General features: G+C 51.7%; 18 protein-coding genes. 7 read left to right on the plus strand and 11 right to left on the minus strand.

The genetic code is table 11. The features are described from left to right. Nucleotides 1-302: 302 nt before the first annotated feature. Nucleotides 303-1,253 carry an NAD-dependent epimerase/dehydratase family protein gene (locus BN873_RS06190; protein WP_048671787.1) on the minus strand — a complete coding sequence of 317 codons (951 nt, stop codon included), beginning with the start codon at nt 1,251-1,253 and terminating at the stop codon, nt 303-305. 75 nt (nt 1,254-1,328) lie between these two features. On the opposite strand from BN873_RS06190, the gene lpxL reads away from it, so the two are divergent. Both lpxL and BN873_RS06200 read left to right on the plus strand, forming a co-directional pair. After that, nucleotides 1,329-2,270, plus strand: a complete 942-nt coding sequence (lpxL, locus tag BN873_RS06195; RefSeq protein WP_048671789.1) for an LpxL/LpxP family Kdo(2)-lipid IV(A) lauroyl/palmitoleoyl acyltransferase — start codon at nt 1,329-1,331, stop codon at nt 2,268-2,270. A gap of 18 nt (nt 2,271-2,288) precedes the next feature. Continuing rightward, complete coding sequence (locus BN873_RS06200; protein WP_053085253.1) at nt 2,289-3,335, plus strand: glycosyltransferase family 9 protein; 1,047 nt, start codon at nt 2,289-2,291, stop codon at nt 3,333-3,335. 41 nt (nt 3,336-3,376) lie between these two features. Here the strand turns inward: BN873_RS06200 and BN873_RS06205 are convergent, their stop codons facing one another. Further along, on the minus strand, nt 3,377-4,207 hold the full coding sequence (locus BN873_RS06205; protein WP_071244029.1) for a glycosyltransferase family 2 protein: 831 nt from the start codon (nt 4,205-4,207) through the stop codon (nt 3,377-3,379). Nucleotides 4,208-4,307: 100 nt separating this feature from the next. On the opposite strand from BN873_RS06205, the gene BN873_RS06210 reads away from it, so the two are divergent. After that, on the plus strand, nt 4,308-5,417 hold the full coding sequence (locus BN873_RS06210; RefSeq protein ID WP_048671795.1) for a glycosyltransferase: 1,110 nt from the start codon (nt 4,308-4,310) through the stop codon (nt 5,415-5,417). On the opposite strand, the gene BN873_RS06215 is transcribed toward BN873_RS06210, so the two are convergent. Next, nucleotides 5,406-6,575 (minus strand): O-antigen ligase family protein, encoded by a 1,170-nt coding sequence (locus BN873_RS06215; RefSeq protein WP_139031652.1) that lies wholly within the window; start codon nt 6,573-6,575, stop codon nt 5,406-5,408. The two genes, BN873_RS06210 and BN873_RS06215, sit on opposite strands and share 12 nt — an antisense overlap. Before the next feature lie 99 nt (nt 6,576-6,674). Here BN873_RS06215 and BN873_RS06220 point away from each other — a divergent pair, with 99 nt between their 5' ends. Then, nucleotides 6,675-7,091: a DUF6165 family protein gene (locus tag BN873_RS06220; protein ID WP_048671946.1), complete on the plus strand. Its 417-nt coding sequence runs from the start codon at nt 6,675-6,677 to the stop codon at nt 7,089-7,091. Here the strand turns inward: BN873_RS06220 and BN873_RS06225 are convergent. After that, nucleotides 7,088-8,098: a glycosyltransferase family 9 protein gene (locus tag BN873_RS06225; protein WP_048671800.1), complete on the minus strand. Its 1,011-nt coding sequence runs from the start codon at nt 8,096-8,098 to the stop codon at nt 7,088-7,090. The two genes, BN873_RS06220 and BN873_RS06225, sit on opposite strands and share 4 nt — an antisense overlap. Before the next feature lie 197 nt (nt 8,099-8,295). Between BN873_RS06225 and asnB the strand changes: the two genes are divergently transcribed. Next, complete coding sequence (gene asnB, locus BN873_RS06230; protein WP_048671803.1) at nt 8,296-10,110, plus strand: asparagine synthase (glutamine-hydrolyzing); 1,815 nt, start codon at nt 8,296-8,298, stop codon at nt 10,108-10,110. A 97-nt stretch (nt 10,111-10,207) separates the two neighbouring features. On the opposite strand, the gene BN873_RS06235 is transcribed toward asnB, so the two are convergent. The 6 genes from BN873_RS06235 to pilM all read right to left on the minus strand — a co-directional run bounded on the left by BN873_RS06235 (nt 10,208) and on the right by pilM (nt 17,859). Further along, a complete protein-coding gene (locus BN873_RS06235) occupies nt 10,208-12,598 on the minus strand; it encodes a hypothetical protein (RefSeq protein ID WP_139031653.1) in 2,391 nt (796 codons plus the stop codon). A gap of 59 nt (nt 12,599-12,657) precedes the next feature. Then, nucleotides 12,658-14,784, minus strand: coding sequence for a type IV pilus secretin PilQ (locus tag BN873_RS06240; protein WP_048671807.1), 2,127 nt, complete (start codon nt 14,782-14,784; stop codon nt 12,658-12,660). Nucleotides 14,785-14,923: 139 nt separating this feature from the next. After that, the gene (locus BN873_RS06245) at nt 14,924-15,508 is read right to left on the minus strand and encodes a pilus assembly protein PilP (RefSeq protein WP_048671810.1); all 585 of its coding nucleotides are present in this window, start codon (nt 15,506-15,508) and stop codon (nt 14,924-14,926) included. Then, nucleotides 15,505-16,185: a type IV pilus inner membrane component PilO gene (locus BN873_RS06250; protein ID WP_053085254.1), complete on the minus strand. Its 681-nt coding sequence runs from the start codon at nt 16,183-16,185 to the stop codon at nt 15,505-15,507. The genes BN873_RS06245 and BN873_RS06250 overlap by 4 nt, the downstream gene beginning before the upstream one ends. Continuing rightward, a complete protein-coding gene (locus BN873_RS06255) occupies nt 16,182-16,754 on the minus strand; it encodes a PilN domain-containing protein (protein ID WP_048671812.1) in 573 nt (190 codons plus the stop codon). Before BN873_RS06255 ends, BN873_RS06250 begins: the two co-directional genes overlap by 4 nt. Before the next feature lies 1 nt (nt 16,755). Next, on the minus strand, nt 16,756-17,859 hold the full coding sequence (gene pilM, locus BN873_RS06260) for a type IV pilus assembly protein PilM (RefSeq protein WP_071244039.1): 1,104 nt from the start codon (nt 17,857-17,859) through the stop codon (nt 16,756-16,758). A gap of 220 nt (nt 17,860-18,079) precedes the next feature. Here pilM and BN873_RS06265 point away from each other — a divergent pair, with 220 nt between their 5' ends. Next, on the plus strand, nt 18,080-18,706 hold the full coding sequence (locus BN873_RS06265; protein ID WP_048671819.1) for a hypothetical protein: 627 nt from the start codon (nt 18,080-18,082) through the stop codon (nt 18,704-18,706). Nucleotides 18,707-18,753: 47 nt separating this feature from the next. Here the strand turns inward: BN873_RS06265 and BN873_RS06270 are convergent, their stop codons facing one another. Further along, entirely contained in the window at nt 18,754-19,026 is a 273-nt protein-coding gene (locus BN873_RS06270) for a hypothetical protein (protein WP_048671822.1), read from the minus strand. A 595-nt stretch (nt 19,027-19,621) separates the two neighbouring features. Here BN873_RS06270 and BN873_RS06275 point away from each other — a divergent pair. After that, on the plus strand, nt 19,622-19,843 hold the full coding sequence (locus tag BN873_RS06275) for a DUF1289 domain-containing protein (protein WP_048671951.1): 222 nt from the start codon (nt 19,622-19,624) through the stop codon (nt 19,841-19,843). The last annotated feature ends 11 nt before the right edge of the window (nt 19,844-19,854 follow it).

A 19,854-nucleotide genomic window follows, 5' to 3' on the forward strand; every position in this document is an offset into this window, starting at 1 on the left:
CAGAAGTCTATTAGGACTGCTCCTAATTTCTTACGAAGGTCGCCCGCGCGCCTCTCGGCTCGCAAACTCCCCCCAACAACCCCTGAGTTTTAAAGAGAAAGCCGAGTCCTTAGGCGTAACTTGCTTTAACTTCCTGTTGTTCCTGCCGACCTCTATGGTGGCGAGACAGCCATTATAGCCATAATTTATGACGCAGCAAGTATTTTTGAAAACTTTTATTCTTTAATCCAGCGCCAGAAAAAAAAGCAACTTAAAAACACAAAAGCATCTTTATAAGCTATTGATATTTAATATTTTTAAATTCACTTAACGCCACCGCTTCCTAAAGCCAACTCATGTAAACCTTGCGAAAAGGAGAGGTTAGCTTGAAATTTCAACATATTATTCAACAGACTAGGGTCGCCAAGCGAGTGCCGGATATCACCGACGCGAGCCTCAGAGTATTCGGCTGGAGGAGCCGTCGCAAAGATTTCGCGATAAATAGATAAAACGTCGTTCAAAGAAACTCCAAGACCGGTGCAAACATTATATCTTCCACTGACGACAGGGTGACCCAGTAAAGCTTGGCCATTCGCACGCGCAACATCTCGTACTGAGATAAAATCTCGAGTCTGTCCGCCATCGCCATAAACAGTCACCGGCAAGCCACGCTGAAATCGGTCGGTAAAAATCGATAGCACCCCTGAATAGGGCGACTTAGGGTCCTGGCGTGGACCGTAGACGTTAAAGTAGCGTAAACATATGGCTTCTAAGCCAAAGCTGGCGGCATACCCTAAGAGCATCACCTCAGCAGCTAGTTTAGCGGCTGCATAGGGAGATTGTGGTTGCGGTGCGGCCGATTCTCGGTTGGGCAGGGTAGCGGCTGAGCCGTACACCGCAGCCGAGGAGGCAAAGACTAGGCGCTTACAGTCAAACTCTAAACAAAGCCGGGCAATCCGCTCGGCGATGACTAGATTCAAGTGGCAGTTAAGGCCTGGATCACGGAAGCTTTCGGGGACACTCACTAAAGCAGCCAGATGCAGCACACCCGAAAAATGATACTGTGCAAACAAGGCACGCATCGCCGCTTCATCCCCAGCATCGGCAAGCACCCACTCGAAATTCGGCGAACTGCGTGCGTTCGCGAGATTCTCCAAATGACCTGTCCGTAAATTGTCGATCCCAATCACGGCATGTCCTTGACCAAGCAACCATTCGACAGAATGGCTACCAATAAAACCGGCTGCACCAGTGACTAAATAATTTGAGGCCATCGACCGCCCTCCAGCCGCTATAGGCAAATATCAAGATGATGTCTGTCGTGTCAGGGCCGTTTACAATAACGGCTCATGCATAACCGTACAATCGCCACTGCACGCTCCAAACTATTCAGTTGGCGCTTCTTGGGACCCGCCTACTGGCTCATCTGGCTGGGGCTGGGCCTCATGAAAATCATGGCAGCCCTGCCATTTCACTGGCAAGTGGCTGCTGGTAAACAAATTGGCCGATTACTGGGAAAAATCGCGCAGCGGCGGCGCCGGATTGCTGCTATCAACCTTGAATTATGCTTTCCAGCACTATCCCCGAACGAACGGGCTGTCCTGCTGGATGAGCATTTTATGGCCCTGGGCGTTGGTTTATTTGAAACGGCCATGGCTTGGTGGGCTTCAGATAAAAAATTGCAGTCCTTAGCACGGGTTGAAGGTGTCGAACACCTCACACACGCTTTAGCGCGTGGCCGTGGGGTTATTCTATTGACGGGGCATTTCACCCTGCTAGAGCTGGGTGCGCGCTTCATCACTTGGCACCATCCGTTTCATGCAATGTATCGATCCCATAAAAATCGGCTTTATGAAATGGTGATGCGTCGTGAACGCGAGCGGCGCTCTGGCTTGCCACCGCTGCCGCACGAAGATCTTCGAGGGCTGTTACGCGCTTTGAAAAAAGGGCGTGCCGTCTGGTACGCTCCTGATCAGAATCACGGCATCCGTAACAGTGTTTTTGTTCCCTTCTTCGGCGTGACCGCTTGTACGGTAATGGCCACTTCGCGGCTAGCCACGATGAGCGGAGCGGCGGTGGTACCTTATTTTCCCAAACGCTTACCCGGAACTGCCGGTTACGAAATCACTATTTTACCGGCCTTAACGGATTTCCCCAGCGGCGACGTGGAAGCCGATACCCGGCGGATCAATACACTGTTGGAAGATTATATCCGGCAAGCGCCTGAGCAATACTTCTGGGTACACCGTCGTTTCAAAACCCAACCACCCGGCAAGACCAGTCCATACTGATAGATCCGTCCTGCCCTCATGTCTGAGCCTGTTCATCTCCCCACCAATCCCACCATTCGCCGTATCCTGATCATCAAATGGAGCGCTATGGGGGATGTGATCATTGCGACCGCGTTGTTTGAGGATATCGCTCAGGCATTTCCCAACCAGGAGATTCACCTCAATACCTTACCAGCCTGGGAAAAACTTTTTCTAGGAGATCCGCGATTTCAGCGAGTTTTCGCTATCAAGCTGCGTGACTCGCGCCATCCGCTCGCTGCCATGCGCCAATGGCTTCATGAAGTGCGCCAAGGCCACTACGATCTGATTATTGATCTCCAGTCGAATGATCGCTCCCGAATCTTGCTCACCCTACTTGAGTTAAGCGGCGTGCGAGTCCCCTATCGGATCGGCAATAATCGACAATGGCCTTACAATATCTTTCCAGAAACATTTCCGCGCTCCACCCACATTTTGACCCGAATGCGTGCCGCCTTACAGGCTGGGGGTATTCCTACCGCAACACCACGACCTGTTTTGCACATCGCAGGCCATCATCGTGAGCGTGCCCGACAACTTCTTGCCACGCATAACTTGCAGCCGAACCGTTATGCGATTTTTCTGCCGGGCTGTAATCCTCATGGGTACCTCAAACGCTGGGGAGCAACGCGCTACGCTACGCTGGCAAATCGGCTACATCACGAGGGAATAGAGCGTATCGCGTTGATCGGCGGTCCCGATGAAATCGAAGAATGTGCGCAGATCACTGCGTTATGTGGTTCCTGGTTAGTGAATCTTTGTGGCCAAACTCAGATTCTTGATATACCACCGTTATGCGAGACGGCGCGCTTCATCGTTGCGAATGATACCGGTACCGCTCACCTAGCTGCCGTGACGACCACGCCAATGACGGTTCTCTGCGGGCCGACTGACCCGAACCGAGTCAAGCCGCTGGGAGACAACGTGACCGCCCTACAAGCAGATTTACCGTGCCGCAACTGCTATTTTAAAAACTGCACTCACCACACTTGTATGGCGATGATCACGCCCGCGCTCGTGTTACGCCACCTACAGCAGACGGTATAGCCAACAGCCTTTAATCCAGCCATCACGCTACCACGCGGCTCTCAGGTCTCTTCGCCAGTACCGGGTTGATATTCGCCTGGTAGGGGTGGAGCATCATCAGGTAACAAGCCCTTGCCGTATTTTGCGAACTGATAATGTTCGTACAGCTTGGCGTATTTGAGAAAAACGTAAAAAGCGGCGATCACCGAGTTGATCAAGCCGGCCCAACCATTTAGAAAGTTACGCTTAAAGAGATAACTACGGATAAAAAAAAGCGGGGGATAAACGATCATGATTAACCGGATTCCCCAGCGGTGTTTCCGTACCTTGTCCGCTACTAAACCACTTGAGTAAGCATTGATCTTTTCAACCTTGGTATGGATATTGGTCTCACCATAATGGTACAGCGGCGAGCTAAGCCGAGTGACGCTACCTTGAATTTTGGGTGCAGCGTGAATCGGCATGTCGTCGATGAGGCCTTTGCGTTTATCAAACAAGCGCAAGTAATAATTCATTCGCGTGCCAGGATGGTACATGCGCCAAAACATTTGTTCCTGGCGTGGCATCTCATAACCATCCGCCACTGGTCCATCCGCAAGAACTTGACGTAACTCCTTTTGCAAGTCAGGCGACAACGCCTCATCCGCATCAAGGAGTAGCACCCAATCATGAGTCGTTGCCGTCAAAGCACTCTGTTTCTGCGGACCATAGCCGATGAACATCTGCTGTGAAATCAATGCGCCATAGCGGCGCGCAACCACAAGCGTATCATCGGTGCTGAACGAATCCAGCACGATGATCTCGTCCGCCCACTTGACGCTCTCCAGACAGGCGGGCAAAGTGCGGCCATTATTGTAAGTGGTGACAAACACTGAAAGCGGCTTATTGGCCATGTAACAACCTAAAGCTCACGCTAATCTGAGCATATTGAGCACCTCTTTCCTCCACGACCTGGCACGACATCGCTTTGCGATAACTCTAGATTGGTTTGGCATGTCCAACGATTCTGCTTGCAACGAGGCCAGCTCGATCAACACCATTCCTTCGGCCCATGTGATCGGCGGTCGGCTGCTGGGTGGTGCCGAGCTTTTTTATGCACGCCTAGTCAACGCTCTGCATCAGCGAGGCCACACTACGCTAGCAATCACCCATCCCGATAGTCTGATCCTCAACGCGCTTTCTCCGGAAATTTCTCGCGCCCCCATACCTATGCGTGGGATTTGGGATCTATGGTCCCGTTGGCAAATCTGCAAAGTAATTCAGCAGTATCGCCCAGAAATCGTGCAAACTTACATGGGACGAGCGACCCGGTTAACGCATTTGCCGGACTATAAACACTGCGTCCATGTCGCCCGGTTAGGAGGTTACTATAACCTCACGGGTTACCGCCACGCCCATGCTTGGATTGGTAATACCCAAGGAATCTGCGACTACCTAATCCGCAACGGCCTGCCCGCCCAACGGGTGTTTCACATCGGTAATTTCATTCTGCCGCGCCAACCCAGTCCAGCAGAGGTACTCATGCACCGCCGCCAAGAACTGGGGGTTCCGAACCATGCCTTGCTGATCGTCGCGGTAGGTCGTTTGCATCCGGTCAAAGGGTTTGAGGATCTAATCACTGCGTTTGCTACGCTACCCACCACGCTCGCTGGGCAGCCCATCTATCTGGCCATCATTGGCGATGGCCCGCTCAAGCGACAACTCAAGCACTTGTGTGGGCAATTAGGCTTGGCTGAGCGCGTGCGTTGGACCGGTTGGCAACAGGATGCTGGCCTCTTCCAGGAATTAGCTGACTTAATCATTTGCCCTTCGCGACATGAACCCTTGGGCAACGTTATCCTCGAAGCGTGGGCTTGGCGCCGCCCGGTTCTGGCGACCCGCACGGTGGGCCTAGTGGAAATTGCGGCACATCAAGAAGATGCTTGGTTAGTCCCGGTTTCCGATCCTGCCGCCCTAGCAGCAGCCATGCAACTGCTACTGACGGATGCCTTGTTGCGGGATTATCTCGCAGCCAACGGTTATCGAAAAGTGCATACCGCTTATAGTGAACAGACCATAGTCAGCGCTTACCTCGATCTATACCACCACCTCCTAGGGAAATGATGCGTCCGAATCAAGCTTTTTAGCAGGCACTTCCCTGGAAGGATCACTCAAGTAAAGCAACCCTCCGAGACAAACAAACAGATAGGAAAAGTGCCGCGATGTGTAAGAGAAACTTAGCATCGCAGTCCCTAAGATCGCCAGAGCGGCGGCCAACAGCACACCAGCCCGTTCCCGGTCCTGCGGTATCAGATAGACCCACCGGCGAACCAGCCGCCAAAAAACCATACTGATGAGCGCCAACAAGCTTCCTGCCCCCAAAATGCCCGTCTCATACCAGGCATCCAGGACAAAATTGTGTAAATGCTGAACGCGCTTTTGGACACCCCCTAACTCGAAGCTGAGCGTTTCTGTAGCGTAGCGGCCATTACCCAACCCCACACCGAGCCAAGGTCGTTCTGGAGGATGCGCCAGTGCTTGCCGCCACAAGGCAGATCGACCAGACGTAAAGGCGTTCAGAGGATGCTGGGGATCTAGGTCCGATCTACGGAACAACCCAGCGTCGGCAACAATGATGATAGTTAACACGACAGCAGCCAACGCAATCAGCCAGCGAAGACGCCAGCCGAGCAGGATCTTACCGAACACGAGCAGTGCGATAACGACCCCCAAAAATGCGGCCCGCCCCCCGGAAATAACCACATAGGCCAACACGGCAGCGACAGATCCCGCCATCCCCAAGTAACGTCGAGAGCCAGCACAGTGCCACCAGAACCAACTCAGCAAGAACGGCAACAGAAATGGCAATTCATCTTCACGCAGTTGGATTCTCGGGTCAAATGGCTGACCGGACCATTCGAACCCGTAGTAGCACAGCGTGATAGACAACCCGGCCAGCGTCAGGCTTCCAAACAGAGCAATGCTATCCAATAAGCGATCAGGCGTGTTGGCAGGTTCCCATAGCGCCACTTGTACTAGCAATAGGGCGAGGCTTGGCGCTAGAAATCCGGCCCAGACTTTCAGGCCCTCCTTGGGATCGACCGCCATGGGGATTCCCAGGAGAAAAATGGCCAACATGGCCACATATAACAGCGTGGTCGTCACATCCAACCGTCGTGCGCAACCCCATAAGCTGAGCAATCCCCAAAGACCGTAAATGCTGGCGAGTACATTAAACAGGGCGCGGCCTCCGAGTTGCGTTAGCGGCAAAACCGCAATCAAAAGCCAACCCCACCTTAAGAAAAACACCGCCAACGCGGTCACAGTCCGTCTTGTATAATGGCTTCCTGTCACTTTCGCTCAGCCTCCATACGTGCCATCATGAGCTTAGATACTCCTGTTTCGCCCGGTGAATTTCTAGACAAACTCACCATTCTGGAAATCAAAGCGGAGCGGATAGAATCCGCCACCAAGCTAACTAACATCCGCCACGAGCTGGCGCTGCTAAGGACCATTTGGTCTGCTTCACGTTACGGTGCAGCAGATCTTGGCGATTTAGCGCGCGAATTGAAAACCGTCAATGAAGCGTTATGGGATATTGAAGATAAAATCCGCCTTAAGGAAGCGATCAGCGCCTTCGATACCGAATTTATTGAGCTGGCCCGCGCGGTCTATCTGACCAATGACCGGCGATCAGCCCTCAAGCGCAGCGTAAACATCCTGTTGGATTCACCTCTACTTGAGGAAAAATCTTATGCCGACTACACGACTCCATTAATAAAAATTGGCCCTCATTAGCCGACTAACAGGCGGGCTGCGCGTTGCACGACGACTTCAACCGCAATTCCTGCCATATTTCGGGAATGATAATCGCACCCTCGCCCGTCACCCGGTGCAATAACATGGATAAAGGGTGAGTAGGACAAGGGTGGCGAACTACCGAATAAACCTAACGCATTGATGCCTAACGCAGCCGCCACATTTAAGAATCCAGTATCATTACCGATATAGAGCCGAGTGCAACTGATCAAGGCGGCAGTTTCGGCAACGGTAAGATCAACGCCATTGAGGATACTCCCTCCGGCGTCTCGTACTTTAGCCTCGATCTGAGTTGCGAGCGAAGCCTCGCGCGGGCCACCGCCGATCAGGATCGGTGATCCCCAGCCGCGCCGATTAATCTCACCGGCAAGTGCCACAAAATTTGCCTCACCCCATTGCTTCCAGGACTCGCTACTCCCGATTCCAAGCGCAATCCAAGGCTGAGGTAGGTGTGCGAATCGGCTGGTAATTTCCTGGCGTTTCTGTATATCAAGACAAAGCTTTTCGTCACCAGCGATTCGGGAAATACCATAGAGATCTAGCAGGGTATTGGCTTTCGTGATCGGATGATCATAGCGGTACTTTGAGGGCAGACCGGGTTTTTTTAGCCATAACCGTTGCGCGCCGAAGCCATAGCCGAAGCGCTCCACAATACCAGCCAGCCAAGCCAACAGGGCGTAACGGGCGCTGTCATGCAACAGCCAAACTTGGCGATAGTCACCACTTCGCAACAAAGCCACCAGGCGCCTAGTACCCATCCAACCCGAATGCAGCCCAGCATCGCGCTCCAGCCATAAAATTCTCCTCACGCTAGAATCTGCCCCCAACAACTGATCAGCACGCGAACGTGGCTTGGCTAGCACATCAATCTGCCCGTCCACAGCAGTTCGCGCCAGGGCATGAATATGTGGTAAGTGCCACACCATATCGCCGATACCCGGTAACGGTTGAATCAGCAATGTTCGTCCCAAAGATGCCAGTTTCATCGGTCGATTATGTTTCGTTAGAAGCCCATCCGCTCATCTGATCCGAGATCATCCGCAAGCAGTGACTGGGTTACTGGTTGATCCGTTAGGTTCATGTTCCGATTGTAACCAGCAATCCTGATAACTGTATGTACTCAATCCAGCTATCATAGCCGCGTCGCCAATCCAGGCGGCGATTCGCGGAGTTCAAAGATATCATGTGCGGGATCGCCGGCTACTACCTGAAAGCACCCAATGGCCATCACGCACGCCTAACAGAAATGGCCCAGCGGCTGGCGCACCGAGGTCCTGATGGCCAGGGTTTTTACAGAGGCGAACGGGTAGGACTCGCACATACGCGACTTTCTATCATTGATCTCGCGGCGGGCGCACAACCCCTTTACAACGAAGATCATAGCCTTTGCCTGGTAGCCAACGGCGAAATCTACAATGCTTTGGAGTTGCGCGAGGAACTGGAGAGGTTAGGCCATCATTTTGCTACTCACTCCGATTCCGAAGTAATTCTGCACGCTTACGAAAGTTGGGGCGAGGATTTTCTCAATCACCTATTGGGGATGTTCGCCTTTGCCCTGCATGACTTGGCAAGTCAGCAACTGCTACTGGTTCGGGATCGGCTGGGCATTAAGCCGCTTTACTTCTCGCTTGACCGGGAAGGGTTGAGTTTCGCCTCAGAGCCGAAAGCGCTGTTGCCCTCATTGACTCGCCCCGAAGTCGATCCAATCGGCCTCGCCCAATATTTGCAAAACAATTTTACCTGCGCTCCCTACACCTTATTAGCGGGCGTTCGCAAAATTGGGCCAGGAGAATTGATAAAAATAGGTTCAGATGGCCTCTTGCACCAACGCCGCTACTGGTCACCCCTACACACGACACCGCTGGATTTATCCTGTAGCGAAGCCCTGGAATATTTTGACCATCTGATTGAACAGGTTATCAAAATTCATTTGCGCAGCGATGTGCCTTTTGGGCTTTTCCTTTCTGGTGGCGTCGATTCTTCCCTCCTGGCAGCGATGATTTCACGCCATACTCAGGAACCTTTGCGGACTTTCTCTATTGGTTTTCCAGGCACCTCAGTTCATAACGAGCTGGCGGCGGCAGCGGCGGTTGCCGCTCAAATCGGCGCCCACCACACAGCCTATGAAGTAAACGCCGAAGATCTGCTGGAATGCTTACCCCATACTGTATGGGCTGCTGATGATCTTACCGCCGACTATGCCAACTTGCCGGTCTCTTTGCTTGCCGAGCGTGCGAGTGCAGAACTTAAGGTGATTTTTTCCGGCGAAGGCGGAGATGAAATCTTTGCCGGGTACGGTCGCTACCGTGTACTCCCGCTCAAACGATTATTAGCTACGCTGAGAAATCCCGGTACAGGCGGTTTCCGCACCACGGGCTTATTTTCCAGTGAGGCCGCGCGCTTATTCAAACCTGAGCTGCTAGAAGCGATGGACCACTGGCGGACACCCTTCGCCCACGCCTGGAATGAGCCACCTGCGAGCTGGACCCGACTGATGCGAATGCAATATGTCGATCTAAGGACCTGGTTGCCGGATGATCTGCTGATTAAGGCTGATCGGATGCTGATGGCCTGGGGTTTGGAAGGGCGAGTTCCTTTTCTTGACCATCGCCTGGTTGAATTCGGTCTCGGCCTGCCGGATTCCCTGAAAATCGAAGGCCGAACCGGTAAACGCTTGCTGCGGCTATGGGGCGAACGCTTTTTTTCCAAAGCACATCTTTGGAGTCGCAAGAAAGGTTTTACCGTCCCGATCAGAGATTGGCTTCAAGGCCAAAGGTTAGATAAATTATCTCAATCTTTGGCAGTTTCACCCGGTATCGCTGCTTGGTTCGAGGCGGATGCTGTCCGCTGCTTGATCAAACGCCAACAACAGCGTGGAGATCGGAGCGGATCGCTTTGGGCCTTGTTCAACTTCGCCCTCTGGCACCGCCTCGTCATCGAAGATAACAGCAGTATAGAACCTCCTAGTTGCCAAGACCCGTTTAGCTATTTCTGCTGACAAGTAAGTCAGATTTTTTGGCAAAAGGCTGAGCCAGACCCTAACAAAAAGCCGACGGGATTACCGTCGGCTTTTTGAGCAAGCAAAAAACGAGTGGCTATGGCGTTGCTGCTGCCTTAGTCGGTTGCACGGTAATCTGGAGGGTCTCGCTGCGGACCTCCGGACCAACGGTAGAGAAATAGAAATCCACGCTGCCATCTGTAGGCAGATCGCTGACTTTCAAAACAGCTTGTACATAACCGTTAGCGCCACTCGCTAAAGGTGTTGGAACCACTGACGCGGTGGGCGTATGCAAATTGGCGACGGCGCGTGCCTGAACCGCAGTGGTCTTTGCAGTATCCAAAGTACTCGCCAAAGCCTTTTGCGTGGCGCATTTTGTCGGATTTCTCTCTACAGGTGTGGGATTATCAGCCGATTGCACGATTAAATCACAGACCCCCGGATTGGCGGCAACGAACACATCAAATGCTACTTGTGCTTTAGCCATCGCTTCTTCCGCAGCAATCGCGCTCGCTTCCGAGGGATCGTTAATCACGACATCCACATTAATCGGAACACCCGGAACAGGGGTACGCACCAGTTTGCCTCCCGACTGCACACCACCATCTAGCAGTTGGAGAGTGATAGGCAATTCAAGCGTACCACCAGCATCCATATTGTGAGTCACTTTAACGACTGGTGGCCATGTTGCATCGCCGACGGTAGGTTGAACCTGCGAGACTAATTCCACAGGCTTAATAAGCGCCAAGATGCTGCCATCGGGAGTTCCCAAATACCAGTGACTCAGCACCGCGCCGACCTTACCACCGGCTGCTTCAGCGGCTACCATGAACCGTCTACCGACCTGGCTGGCCGGATAATTCATAGTTGTGCTAGCCACCCCATTTGCGTCAGTAGATACCGTAACTTCACCGGTACCGAAATTCGCGACATTGCCCTTGTAAGGCGGGCAACCAACCGTATACCAAACATTGGCACCCACATTCTGGCTAACCTGGTTGAATGGGGCATTGACGAAAAGTTTGTTCCCTGCCCGTCCGGTAATCACTCTGCTACCGACGTGATATTCCAAACGGCTTTCCTTGGCAAGAACACTTTCCGGGTCCTGCAACATCAACAAGCACAGTGGATCGGCAATCGCATACGACACGCCATTCGGTACCACAAATGGATTCAGCGTATCTGCGGCGATCCGTTTGGCCACTCGATTAGGAGCAAGAAACTCGACATCCCCTTCTTTCGGATCGCCTGTATAACCAGTAATTGCGAATTGACCATGCCCTTGATCCGGATAGCGGTTTTGTAGCATGTCCAACGGACCATCGATCAAACGGAAGGTAATCGGCGTACCTGCAGGTGGTGGATTACCGAAAGGATCGGCAGCGACAACGGAAACAACGCGGTTATAGACCCCATTCCATACCGTATCACAGGTTTGGCTACCGCATAGACTTCCAGTAATCAAGACCAGATTATTTTGGCGGACAAATACAGCATCAGCTAATGGTCCAGTAAAATTTAGCGACGCAATTTGCCCCGTCCCAATCGCCACCATAGCATAACTGGTAATCGCCATTTGGATGCCGTTATCGACATTGTTATCACGGCGATCAGCAGTTGCTGAAATCAGGACGGTACCAGGTAACGCACCACTGTGAAAGGCTAGCGTAGCCACACCACCCACCAAGTCGGCGAAAACGCTGGCTCCTTCCTGTGCATTACCCTTGGAATCAGTGGCGCTTAACCATTCACCACCATTTGGGCGATTGGAGAGCATCTCCACCCGCAGCGTATGCCCAGCACCGGTCTTAATCGGTTGACCGAAATCATCTTGCACAAAAATCTGAAATAACTTGGAAGTATTCTGGGTTATATCACCAGTGGTACCGATTGGATTGTTCTGGATATAAACTGGCGACCTATCCATGACAAATTTGACGACTCCGGGAGTGCCGCTATTGATAGTTCCAGTACCACCAACTACTTGAATCGTCACATTGGCGCTGGCCACCTGCTGCGTAACCGGGTCCTGTACTGTCGCAGTTAAAACTACTGTTCCAGGGGTACTTTCAGAATGATAATGGGCAGTTACCACACCAGTGGTATTCTCAAAAGTTAAACTGCGAAAGGCTATATCTGCAGGTACTGTGGGAGGACAGGTTGCCCCTGTTGGACATTTCTGATGTTCTGCTTTTCCATCCAAATAGTAGAGCGCGCCACTTGGAAGGCCTGATGAAATAGTGATCGCTATATTAGGTGCAGCATAGAGTTTACCGTTTTTTTTGGTAATGACGGTTACAGTATTTGTATACGTCCCACCAATACTGGGACCGACATTAAAAATATTGGCGGGTAAGGTTGTTTTGTCGGCTGTTATCTCGATAGTGACTGTGGAATTAGGGCTAAAAAAACCACCGGCGCTAGCAGGCCCAGCCCACCAACCAATAGAAACCCCCATCAGCAAAGCAAAGGTCAAAAACCTTTTCATTAAATCCTCACAAAATATTCGCATGGTTTTCAGTCTCCCACGATATTCAAAGCATTCGGTCAACGCTCGGCAACAGCACCATTTTTTAGGATCTGCGGAGTTACGAAAATCAACAACTCGCGTTTGGTGTCACCTTTCTTCGTGTTCTTAAAAAGATACCCTAACAGGGGGACATCACCCAACAACGGCACTTTGCTGACGTTAGTGGTTTTCGTTTGTTCAAATACACCACCTAAAACGACGGTCTCACCGTTATTGACCATGACTTGAGTCGAAACTTCGCGCTTATCAATACTTGCGGATTGCACCCCACTCACTGTTACTAGCGCCCCTTCCTCATCCTTGGACACCAATAGATCCATACGAACACGGTCATCTGGTGTAATCTGTGGTGTCACTTCGAGCTTAAGGAATGCATCCTTCCACTCAATCTTGGTGCCCTGTTGACTTACGGTCGAATAAGGAATCTGACGGCCTTGCAGGATGGTAGCTTTCTTCAAGTCTGCGGTCACCACTTTCGGGTTGGAGACCACTTCACCTTGACCTTCCGCCTGCAAAGCCGACAACTCTAAATCAACCAGATAGTCGGATCTCAAGATCGCGAAAGCTAAGCTAGTACCGCCAGCAGGCAAATTTACGCCAATCCGATCTGCCAAGCCCGGCACTGAAACCGGGAATGGCTGGCCATTACTGCTCAAGTTGCTAACGGCACTGTTCACCATCGTATTAGTGGCAGTGGTGGTACCACTCACCGCATTGATACCACTACCAGCTTGCTGAACGCCACTCACGCCAAACTTTGCTCCCAAATTCCGGCTAAAATCGTCACTAGCGATAACCACACGGGAATCAATCAACACCTGCCGGGTAGGCATATCGAGTTTAGTTACCAAATCGCGAACTTCAGCCAGTTTATCAGGTACATCCTTGACGATCAGGCTATTGGTCCGTTCATCGGCCACTACATCGCCACGCGGTGATAGAACGCTTTGTTCTTGAGTCTTGTCACCACTTTTCCTCTTCAGCAGCTGGGCTATGTCTCCAGCCTTCGCGTAATTAACTTGGATGATCTCAGTACGCAACGGGATCAACTCTTGCACTGTCTTATGCGATTCCAGGTCGAGCTTCTCGCGGGCAGCCACCTCTTCGGTGGGAGCAATATAGACCACGTTACCGTTTTGCCGCATGGCCAAGCCCTTCGTGCGTAAGATAATGTCCAGAGCTTGATCCCAAGGAACATTTTGTAAGCGTAAGGTGAGATTGCCCTTCACGCTGTCACTGACCACAATGTTGAGACCGGTAAAATCCGCCAGGATCTGTAAGATCGCCCGCACTTCGATATCTTGAAAATTCAGCGACAATAGATCCCCCTTGTATTTCTTTTTAGAAGGATCGAACATCGTTTCCTTTTCTTCCGCTTCCGCTGTCTTCTGTGGCGGGCGTACTTCAATTACATAGAGGTCATTGGCTTGATAGGCTAGGTACTCAAATGGCGGGTTGGGTTGGATATTAAGCCGCGCATTATTACCACGATTGAGAGCCTCAACGACTTTCACTGGAGTAGCGAAATCGGTCACATCCAGTCGCCGTTGTTGGCCACGCGGTAGCGCCGCGCCCTGAAAATCGGCCAAAATCTGGTTACCTTCCTGACGAACATCCACCGCAATACCGGGATTGGAAAGTTTGACGGTTATTACCCCTTGTCCAGCCGGCCCACGCCGGAAGTTGACATCCCCAATATTGCGTGGAGTCACCACCGGGGCCTCCACCCGACGCGTTGCTGCCGCCGCTGCCACCGAGGCGGCCGGCGTAGCTGCTGGGGTCTTGGCGACTGTCGTACCAGCATTATCCAACGTCAGCAAGACAGCACTACCTTGAATCTGCACGTTATAATTAACCAAGCGTGCCAAGTTCAGTGAAGCGCGGGTACGGTCCCCCCCTTCGAGAACACTAATCTTATCGGCCACGCCCACATTGATAGACTGTTGGCGAGATTTCAAGCCGTTACTAACACCGATAAAATCCAATACGACCCGAGCCGGATCGTTAATGGTAAAGCTGCTCGGAGGGCCTTTGGGTGGTTCCGATAACCGAAACTTGACCTGTAGCCGATTCCCTGCCAAGGGGCTGATATCCACTCCCTGCAATATGGGCTGGTTGCCGGGCACATCGGCGGCGACCGCCAACGAAGTCCATCCCCCTAAATCTACCAACCCTAAAACCAGGGCCACCCTCTGCAAGCATCGCAGCAACCACCGATTCCCCGACCACCGGTGATGCTGGCCTTCGCTTATGGACCTGCTCGTCATCGCACTTCCCCCTCAATTATTGGGTAAGCGACAGGAACGCATCCCGTTCCTGCCAGCGTCCGGGCCCATCCGGAACGATCTCCTTCAAATCCACCCGCTGCTCCGTAATATTGAGAATCTTGCCGTGATTGGTACCCAAGTAATTATTTTTCTGGACCCTATGCACCACCCCATCTGGAGCAAGAACCAGTCCCCACAACTCCTTAGCACCTCCCATTCGAAAGGTACCCATCATTTTGAGAGAGCCTAGCGAGTACTTTTCCAACTCCTCGCGAACCCGGTTTGGATCAGGCCTAATACCATTATAATTGCCCACCCGTGCCGCCGCTTCCTGAGTAATCTCTAGTTCCTCTTCCTGCGCGAAAGGCGCAATTATAAAGGGATCCTTGATACCCTGTGCAGTATAAGCAAACGGAGTATACGGCTTGATTTCAGGTGGCGGATCGGGTTTTCTGATCGGTGTTTCTCGTTTGGTCTTTTCTACAAACTGCTGTACATCGGTCAAATCCTGCTGTGCGCAACCTGACAAAACCACCAGAGCCGCTATCACTCGGAAAACGCCACGCGAGATGCTGGAATCCAGACGAAAATACGCGCTCATTTTTTGCCGCCTCCCGTTCCTTGGCCCTTTCCTTGCTGCCCGCCGCCAACCGCTCCACCCCCTTCTTCCATGTAGCGATAGGTTTGTAAAGTAGCCTGAATATTCAACTGCCCCGGATTTTGCCCTTTTCCAGTTTTAGGGTCCTTAGAGGATGGAGCAGCAGTAAATATCGCATTATCTAAAGTAACAATACGAGGTAAAGCAGCCACCCCACTTACAAATGCACCGAACTGATGATAACTACCTTTGGCCTTAATCGTGATCGGTTTGGCCGCATAAAAATCTCGCGGTTGTTCATTTTCTGGCTTAAACAGATCAAATTCCAAACCATTCCTTTTGCCCGTATCAGATATATTTTCCAGTAGCTCCGGCATCTCAGTGCCAGTAGGCAACTGACCTAACATGACCTGCAAATCACTTTCGAGCTGCTTGAGCTGAGAGCGGAATGACTCGAGATTAGCGGCAACCCTCTGTTTTTCGGTAAATTCCTGTCGAAGCTGTTGCTCTTCTTGAGTAATCTTGTCCAGTTGCACAAGTTGATCGCTAACGAAAAAATAGTAACCGGCTCCTAACACGGCTGCCATAATCAAAACAGCCAGTATCAATTTACCGACTAGCGGCCAATCGCCTGCTTCCCGCAAATCGATATCATTAAGATTAATCTGGGAAAGATTCATGTCTTACCTCCCGCAACAGCTTTTTCTGCATCCAACTTAAGCGGAAGGATTAGATCGAACACACGCGCTTGGATGTTATTCACATTTCGGGTCTCAATCACCTGTAAGGCTGGCTCACCAAATAATTCAGAATTTCGAATAGTGCGCATGAAATCCGAAATCACATTATCGGACTTAGCCATTCCCTTCAGGACTATCTGATTATTAGACGTTTTGAATTCTGTTAAATAAATATCTTGTGGAACTAACCTCACTAACTTATCCAGCATCCGCACCATGCCGGGCCGGCTGGTTTGTAGCTTTTGAATAACACTCAACCGTTCCACAAGCCGGTTTTTGGTTTTTTGCAGTTCTTGCAATTCCTCAGCTGCTTTTTTAAGACGGGCAATTTCACCACGCAGATAGTCGTTGCGCTCCTGTTGGAACGTAATGCGCCGATCAATCTCGGTATACACCAAGAAACCAATCCCTATCGCGACTAGGGCCGCTGCGATCAGCATGGAAGCTAACGCACGCTGTCGCTGGGCGCGACGCGCCTCTCGCCAAGGCAACAAATTGATGCGGGTCATGTCAGTCGAAGCTCCTTAGAGCGAGCCCCCCAGCAACTGCCAGCATCGGCGCATCACGCAATAGAGCGCTACTGTTAACCTTTGCGGCACTCCCCATGCTCTTAAATGGGCTAGCAACAACTGTCGCTATTCCAAGCACATCGCCTACTACCCGATCCAGTCCCACGATCATGGCACCCCCACCCACTAAAACAATTGTATCTACATTATAGTGGCCTGACACAAACTGATCAGAGGAAAAAAAGAATTGCAGCCCATGGCCGATTTGTTCAGCGAGCATCTGCTTGAAGGGTTCTAAGATGGTGGCAGCGAACTCATCATCGGTTTGGCCCGTACGCTTCATCTGCTCAGCCTGGTCTCGGGGCAGGCCATAGGATTCAGCAATCCGAAGAGTCAACTGATCGGAGCCGAAGTTTTGTTCACGAGCAAAAATGACTCGGCCTCCCTGGAGAACGTACAAATTCGTAATATTAGTGCCAATGTCGACCAATGCCGTGAGACCTTCGCGCGCCTTGGTCAGGCTGATCTGCCCCCCTTCCCCGCCACTCTTTGGCAAACTATCCGCAATCAAGCGAAATAAGTTTTCCAGTGCATAGACCTCAACATCGACGATGACCGGAATCAGGCCAGCCTCTTTAAGCGCGGCCTCGCGTGTGTCCACATTTTCTTTGCGGGAGGCCACCAGCATCACATCCTGCATGTCTCTATTACTTTGAGACGGCCCCTTCACGTCGAAATCCAGATACACCTCTTCAATCGGATAAGGAATATACTGAGATGCCTCGATAGGCATGTTAACTTCAATATCGCTTTCCTTGAACTCCAGCGGCATCGGCACAGCACGGGTGATCACGCTTGACGTGGGCACGGCGACGGCGGCTCGGCGTAGGCGAGTTCCGGATCGGCGCCAAGCCTTTTTAATCACCTCGGCCATTTCCCCCGGATCGGCGATATTCCGATCTTCCATCATACCTTCACCCAACGGTTCAATGGCGAAAGCTTCGACACGAAACCGTGGACCAGAACGGCTCAGTTCGATCAGCTTGACCGCCGAAGGACTGATGTCGATACCCAAAACGGGTTCCTTACGCTTGAACAGAGCCAATTTCGCATCCTCAACTAGTTCAGACTGGACGAACCAAAGGTACCGTATGAATATAGCAAACAACGACCCACATACGTCGGGAAGTTTCACACCATTTTGATGATAATGCGCGACGACCGCATACCATTCGGGGATAGCTGCCCCTTTCTGCCAAGCGCACCGATGCGGGATGGTCGCTGTACCCTTCACGAACCGCCCACACTCCGCCCTGGATATGATCATGGCCCGCCGTTATCACGACCACCATCGACTTAAGATTTTGCTTACTCAGGAATGCGCCCGACTCATGGCTGAAGAAGGCATCAAGGATTTTGGGGTCGCCAAACGCAAGGCCGCGCTACGGTTAGGCGTATCGGATAAAGCCGCCCTACCAGATAACGTTCAGATCCAACAAGCCCTAATCGACTACCAGCGGTTTTTTCACGCGGCCGGCCACGAAATACATTTGCGTAGCTTGCGGCAAACCGCGCTGGAGGCAATGCGCTTCCTCGCAAGATTTCGCCCCAAGTTAGTTGGCTCCGTGTTGATCGGCACCGCCGGCCCGCACACTGACATTCAACTCCACCTGTTTGCCGATACGCCAAAAGATGTTTTGATGTTTCTCATGGATCATGGCATCCCCCTGGAAAGCGCTACACGCCGCCTCAAAGCGAACAACGGTGTCTATGCTTCACGTCCGGTGTTTCGCTTTACGGCTGATGATACATGCATTGAACTTACGGTCTTCGGGCTGCTGGACGAACGCGAGGCACCACGCAGCCCGGTCGATGGCCGACCTCTACGGCGTGCTAACTCCTCTGAAGTACTAGGGCTATTAGGCACCAACCTAGCCCAAGGCAGTTCATAATGCTATCACTACAAAGAAGCCAAGTCCGCTTGATAGGTCGCTTTTGCTCACGCTTCGGCCTGGTTCTTCGGATGGGTTTTCACGAAATGTTTTAGCACTAACTTTAGCTTTAAAGCCCTATCGGGGTGTCCGTGGCGTCGAGCCTCCTCAATATCCTCCAGGATAATACGTTTAATCATCGGGATACCCTCCTGTGTATGCACCAGATAACTACCCATTTCCAATGCCGCCATTTCTGGCAACCGCTCGTGCCGCGCGATAGCATCAATTTCATCTTCAGTGAGATCGCTTAGCTCCATGCAATCTTGATAGGTCAACATGATGTTTGCTCCTACGGTCTGGACCGGTGCTGGATGTACACCCTGTCCAAGAAGATAAGTGGACAACCTCATCATCCTGGATAACAATACTCACTGTAAGGTTAAACTGGTTAAGAACGTCCAACGAGAATAATCCGCATCGCTCATGCGCTTATTTTGACACTTTCCATAACTTATGTGAAAGAACATCTGTAGGGGTTGATCATAGGGGTTTGCCCCTATTTACGACCTTCCGCCGGTTTCGTTATTTTGCGATCATGATGATTTTCAACAATCGTTCCACAAATCCAAGCTGCTTCGATTAACGAACTAGCTCTATCGTAAGCCAATACATTTGGCGGGTGTGCATCCACTATAAATTTTATTCAAAAAATTAGCCGCGAAGATGGCGGGGAGCACTGAACCACCATAGAATCGAGGGTCGGATCACCACCACCCGACCAAAGCGCGCCAGCGCGTGCCTTGACCAGCACACTCGATAACCCATAAAGAAAACTCCCTAAAATCTTCGCGGCTGACCTCATTGCGTAGTTTGCCCATCAGAGCACTTCCAGGGATTTTGAGCCGCGATCTTGCCAGTAAAATCTACCGAAAAATGGCCTTTATCACCGATAGCGCCCACTCCAACAGCAATCCGCCTTCGCCTTGCGTCGGAATCTGTACTATCAACCCCCAAACCCAACTCTGTGATGGCTGTCTGCGAACCTTGGATGAAATCGCGGCATGGTGGGATTACAATCCCGCACAAAAACAGGTCGTACTGGATGACGTAGCAAATCGCTTAGCGCATCTGATGGACGGCACTTATTTTGACTGACCGCGAGAGTT

The sequence above is a fragment of the Candidatus Competibacter denitrificans Run_A_D11 genome, assembly GCF_001051235.1.
Lineage (GTDB): Bacteria > Pseudomonadota > Gammaproteobacteria > Competibacterales > Competibacteraceae > Competibacter_A > Competibacter_A denitrificans.

Bases quoted from the DNA above. Each gene is read 5' to 3' on its own strand.
- BN873_RS06190 (WP_048671787.1), bottom strand. From the start codon at position 1,253: ATGGCCTCAAATTATTTAGTCACTGGTGCAGCCGGTTTTATTGGTAGC.
- lpxL (WP_048671789.1), top strand. From the start codon at position 1,329: ATGCATAACCGTACAATCGCCACTGCACGCTCCAAACTATTCAGTTGG.
- BN873_RS06200 (WP_053085253.1), top strand. From the start codon at position 2,289: ATGTCTGAGCCTGTTCATCTCCCCACCAATCCCACCATTCGCCGTATC.
- BN873_RS06205 (WP_071244029.1), bottom strand. From the start codon at position 4,207: ATGGCCAATAAGCCGCTTTCAGTGTTTGTCACCACTTACAATAATGGC.
- BN873_RS06210 (WP_048671795.1), top strand. From the start codon at position 4,308: ATGTCCAACGATTCTGCTTGCAACGAGGCCAGCTCGATCAACACCATT.
- BN873_RS06220 (WP_048671946.1), top strand. From the start codon at position 6,675: ATGAGCTTAGATACTCCTGTTTCGCCCGGTGAATTTCTAGACAAACTC.
- BN873_RS06225 (WP_048671800.1), bottom strand. From the start codon at position 8,098: ATGAAACTGGCATCTTTGGGACGAACATTGCTGATTCAACCGTTACCG.
- asnB (WP_048671803.1), top strand. From the start codon at position 8,296: ATGTGCGGGATCGCCGGCTACTACCTGAAAGCACCCAATGGCCATCAC.
- BN873_RS06235 (WP_139031653.1), bottom strand. From the start codon at position 12,598: ATGAAAAGGTTTTTGACCTTTGCTTTGCTGATGGGGGTTTCTATTGGT.
- BN873_RS06245 (WP_048671810.1), bottom strand. From the start codon at position 15,508: ATGAGCGCGTATTTTCGTCTGGATTCCAGCATCTCGCGTGGCGTTTTC.
- BN873_RS06250 (WP_053085254.1), bottom strand. From the start codon at position 16,185: ATGAATCTTTCCCAGATTAATCTTAATGATATCGATTTGCGGGAAGCA.
- BN873_RS06255 (WP_048671812.1), bottom strand. From the start codon at position 16,754: ATGACCCGCATCAATTTGTTGCCTTGGCGAGAGGCGCGTCGCGCCCAG.
- BN873_RS06265 (WP_048671819.1), top strand. From the start codon at position 18,080: ATGGCCCGCCGTTATCACGACCACCATCGACTTAAGATTTTGCTTACT.
- BN873_RS06270 (WP_048671822.1), bottom strand. From the start codon at position 19,026: ATGTTGACCTATCAAGATTGCATGGAGCTAAGCGATCTCACTGAAGAT.
- BN873_RS06275 (WP_048671951.1), top strand. From the start codon at position 19,622: ATGGCCTTTATCACCGATAGCGCCCACTCCAACAGCAATCCGCCTTCG.